At 59.4% G+C, this 4660-nt stretch carries 3 protein-coding genes; 1 reads left to right on the top strand and 2 read right to left on the bottom strand.

Annotated features, from left to right (window positions below):
• Positions 1 to 127 precede the first annotated feature (127 nt).
• Together GOX01_RS12225 and GOX01_RS12220 are read right to left on the bottom strand one after the other, a co-directional pair.
• Positions 128 to 907 (bottom strand): helix-turn-helix domain-containing protein, encoded by a 780-nt coding sequence (locus GOX01_RS12225; RefSeq protein ID WP_081106999.1) that lies wholly within the window; start codon positions 905 to 907, stop codon positions 128 to 130.
• Complete coding sequence (locus GOX01_RS12220; RefSeq protein WP_010516174.1) at positions 904 to 1488, bottom strand: recombinase family protein; 585 nt, start codon at positions 1486 to 1488, stop codon at positions 904 to 906. The genes GOX01_RS12225 and GOX01_RS12220 overlap by 4 nt, the downstream gene beginning before the upstream one ends.
• Before the next feature lie 139 nt (positions 1489 to 1627).
• Here GOX01_RS12220 and GOX01_RS12215 point away from each other — a divergent pair, with 139 nt between their 5' ends.
• Positions 1628 to 4603 carry a Tn3 family transposase gene (locus GOX01_RS12215; RefSeq protein WP_141259268.1) on the top strand — a complete coding sequence of 992 codons (2976 nt, stop codon included), beginning with the start codon at positions 1628 to 1630 and terminating at the stop codon, positions 4601 to 4603.
• Positions 4604 to 4660 lie beyond the last annotated feature (57 nt).

Raw genomic sequence — 4660 nt, 5'->3', positions numbered from 1 at the left:
AGGCCATCGTGTGGAAAGTACGCTAAACAACGTTTAGCATGAACAGTAGAAGAACGTCTGGGTAGCGTGATCTTGCCTGAGGGCAAGCCGCTGTTTCTTTGTTGAACAACGGCAAGCAGCACGGAAGTTAGCGGATGAAATATCCGCTAACGCGCCAATATGCCTGTTCACGCGAAAGTACGACGGTTTCAACCGCGTTGGGTTTGTTAGCGAAACGCGTCTGGAACTGAATGATCTGATAGTCACCCGCTGGCGCGCCCGGCAGCGTTTTTGTCTGCATCACGCTTTGGAAAGTGCGTGATGACGGGCGTCCCAACGGTTGTCGTACAGACTGGATCGTAGTGGCCCACTGCGCCGGGGTGATCTTTGCCTTGAACAGTGTGCCTGCGGCTTGCCAGCTTGCATCCCACTGCCCTTCATCAAGCAATTCGACCCATTTGCGGGCATCGGCCGATGCCTTTGTTTCGGCAGGACGGGCAATGCTTGTCGAAATATTCTGGGCGGAAACCCGGGCGTCGTCCTGCCCGCTGATGGTCAAAAGCGCTGCGGCCGCAATGATAAGAGACATGATAAGCATTCCTCCGGTAAGCCACGCCAGGCGATGCCCCGACGATCGCGGCGGTACTGGCTCTTTGGCTCTATCCACCGAAGAAGTTGCTTCGGCACCCCCAATTTCTTTGGGGCCGACATTATTGGGGGTGCCCCCATCCATCTCGGCGAGACGTCGGGCAGCTTCACGGCTGCTCGAAACGCCCAGCTTGCGCCGCGCATCGCGTAGGCGGTCATTTATTGTGTGCACCGACAGACCAAGCGTATTGGCGATGGATTTCGCGTCATGGCCGACCAGAAGCAGACGTAGAGCTTCTTTCTCGCGCGCGCTGAGAACCACTTGATCGTCTGTTGTCATGATACAGCCGATGGTGTCGGCCGCGCGACGCCAAGACGCTTCATCTCGCGATAGACAGTCGATCGCCCGATCCCGAGCTGACGCGCCGCTTCAGTCGGCGACACGCTCGCCGCGATAAGTTTTAGCGCCGCGCTGATCTTGTCGTTGTCGAGCGGCTGCCGCCCCGGCAGCCTGCCCTTTGCTCTCGCCGCTGCAATCCCGTCGCGTGTACGTTCTGAGATCAGTCGCCGCTCAAAATGCGCAATGGCGCCGAAGACGTGGAAGATCAGCTCTCCGGCTGCGGAGGAAGTGTCGATTTTCTCCTCCAGGCTGAGCAACGCTATTCCGCGTGAGCGGAGCATGGTCACCGTTGTCAGCAACTCTCCCAGTGAACGACCGAGGCGGTCGAGCCGCACAACCGCAAGCGTATCGCCCTTGCGTGCGTATTCCAGCAGCTCGTCCAGTCCTGGTCGCTCCATGCTCTTGCCCGACATCACATCGGTGAACACACGGATCGTACCGGCTTCTTCCAATCGCATACGCTGCCCGGCCACATCCTGATCACCGGTACTGACACGCGCGTATCCCAGAATGCCGCCCATGGCACCGTCTCCCAAACGACCGTTCTGTGGACACTGAGTGAATGACCATTCCGGATCGACAATATCCGTCCACATAATGCGTCTCTTTACTCTCCGCTGTCCATAGCCGAGACTGACCTTTTGTGGACGGAATGACAGCGTGACCAGGCTCAAACATCACCTGCTGACAGCCCAGGAACGGGATCAGATGCTCGCCATCCCGACAGACCGGGACAGTCTGGTCCGCCTTTACACTTTCGAGCCATCGGATCTGGATATCATCGGTTCCCGGCGCAGGCGACGCACCCAGATGGGCGTTGCCGTGCAACTGGCGTTACTCAGGCACCCGGGAACAACACTGGCTCAGTTTGTGCAGGACGTCGGATCGACGCCATCCGCGTTGGTCGCCTTCGTGGCAGACCAACTTGAGCTTTCCGGCAGCGACCTCGCCGATTACGCCGCGCGGGAGCAGACGATGACCGATCATGCCCGCGATCTGATGACGATCCTTGGCCTGCGCGCGCCCCAGAGAGTCGATATCCCGTTCATGATCGAGGCTGCGGCAAACGCAGCCTGGGCCACGGACAGCGGCATCGTAATCGTCCGGGCCGTGATGGACGCGCTACGCCATGCCAAAATCGCACTCCCTTCGATTTCAACCATCGAACGCGCCAGCATTGCGGGACGGGCGCGGGCCCGACGGAAGACCGCGCAGGCGTTAACGCAGGGCCTCACAGGCGATCAGGTCACGGCGCTGGATCGGCTTTTCGCCACAACGCCTGAAGGGAGCATCAGCCAACTTGCCTCGCTCAAGACCATACCGGTTGCCGTCAAGCCGGATCACATCAAGCGCATTCTGGAATTGTTGAGACAGGTTCGACAGATCGGGATTGATCCCGTCGTCGCCAAGCGCATTCACATCGACCGCTTTCACCAATACGTCCGGGAAGGCCGGATATCTCCGGCCTCGATGATCGAGCGCTACACGCCATCACGCCGTTACGCCACGCTCGTCGCTTTCCTGATCGATGCCGAGGAACGTCTGACGGACAGCGCCCTGGACATGGCTGACAAGCTGGTCGGCAGCATCTTTACCCGGGCACGGAACACAAAGGCCCGCAGCTTTTCGGCAACGTCGAAGAACGTCGCACGCCTGATGCGCCTGTTTCAGGCGACCATCGATGCCTTGGCCGAGGCGGCCAGCGACGGCAGAGATCCCATGGAAACTCTGGATGCCACGGTCGGATGGGCGACCCTGTTGAAAGCAAGGTCAGAGGTTGGGGCGATCGCCAGGACTGCCGACCTCGATCCTCTGACAGCCGCTGCGGAGCGTTATATTACCCTTCGAAAATTCGCGCCCGATCTGCTGGAAACGCTGGAATTCCAGGCAGGAAGAGGAGGCGCCAAGACCCTGGCTGCGATCACGTTGTTGCGGAACCTCAACAGAGCAGGCAAACGCGATTTACCTGGCGACGCACCGATGCCGTTTCGCAAGGAATGGCAGAAGATCGTTATCGATCAGGATGACAAGCCCAACCGGCGTCTGTGGGAAATCGCGACGCTCGCGCATTTGCGCAACAAGCTGCGTTCCGGTGATGTGTGGATCGAGCGGTCGGCCAATTATCGTCGCTTCGACAGCTACATGCTCAGTACGGAGCAGGCAAAACCGTTCATTGCCGAACTTGACCTTCCCCTGTCGGCGGATGAATGGCTGGATCAGCGCGCTCGCGAATTGGATAAACGCCTGAAGAAGTTTGCGCAAAGCCTGAAACGCGACGCTTTGCAAGGCGTACGATTCCGAGACGGGCACCTCCAGATATCGCCGATACGCGCAACAACGCCTCCCAAGGCGGAAGACCTGGCGCAACAGCTCAACGCCCTGATGCCGCCAATCCGCATCACGGAGCTGCTGCACGAGGTGGCGCAGGCCACCGGTTTTTTGAACGCCTTTACCAACCTGCGCACGGGCGAAGCCTGCCCCCACGAGAACGCGTTGCTTGCTGCCATTCTGGCGGACGCTACCAATCTGGGGCTGTCACGCATGGCTGCCGCGAGTCACGGCGTTACCCGTGATCAGCTCTTCTGGACCCACGACGCTTACGTCCGCGACGAAAATTACCGCAAGGCGCTGGCTATCCTCATCGACTCTCACCATCGTCTGCCATTTTCCCGCATCTGGGGTGAGGGTTCGAGTTCAAGCTCCGATGGACAGTTCTTTCGCGGGGCCAAGCGCGGTGCCTCAGGCGGAGACGTCAATGCCCGCTATGGCGTCGACCATGGGTTCAGCTTTTACACGCATGTGTCTGATCAGCGCGCCCCATACCATGTGAAGGTCATCTCGGCTGCGACACACGAAGCGCCATACGTGCTCGACGGCCTGACCAATCATGGAACGGGGCTTAAAATCACCGAGCATTATACCGACACGGGTGGTGCCACCGACCATGTCTTCGCGCTCTGCGCCCTGTTGGGTTTTCGCTTTTGCCCACGCCTGCGCGACTTTCCGGATAGACGCCTGGCGTCCATCGCACCGGCCAGTTCCTATGCCTCCATCAGCCCGCTGCTTGGCAAAACCATCTGCACCGACATCATTCGGGAACAATGGGAGGACGTGCTGCGGCTTGTCGGATCAATCAAGGCCGGGCATGTCGCGCCCTCCAGGATGTTGCGCAAGCTTGCTGCCTATGAGCGCCAGAATCGGCTCGACGTCGCACTCCAGGAAATCGGCAAGATCGAGCGCACTCTGTTCATGCTCGACTGGCTCGAAACCCCTGATCTGCGGCAGAGATGTCAGGCAGGGCTCAACAACAGCGAGCAGCGGCATGTGCTGACCCAGGCAATCCATACCTTCCGCCAGGGACGGATCATCGACCGCAGCCATGAAGCCCAGCAATACCGGGCGTCGGGCCTCAATCTCGTCATCGCGGCGATCGTCTACTGGAATACAGTCTATCTGCAAACCGCCGTCACACATCTGCGCTCAACATCGGCGGTCGTCCCGGAGGACCTGCTGGCGCATACTTCCCCGGTGGGATGGGAGCACATCGCCTTTTCCGGAGACTTCCTCTGGGACAAAGCCGCAGCTTCTGCGGGCCGCAAGACGCTCAATCTGTCGAAACAGGCTCGTGCCGCCTGATCGTTCCTTTATTGTTCATGCCAAACGTTGTTTAGCGTACCATCCACACGATGGCCT

The sequence above is a fragment of the Gluconobacter oxydans genome (genome assembly GCF_006539685.1).
Classification (GTDB): Bacteria; Pseudomonadota; Alphaproteobacteria; order Acetobacterales; family Acetobacteraceae; genus Gluconobacter; species Gluconobacter oxydans.
This window is presented reverse-complemented; position numbering and strand designations above follow the sequence as displayed.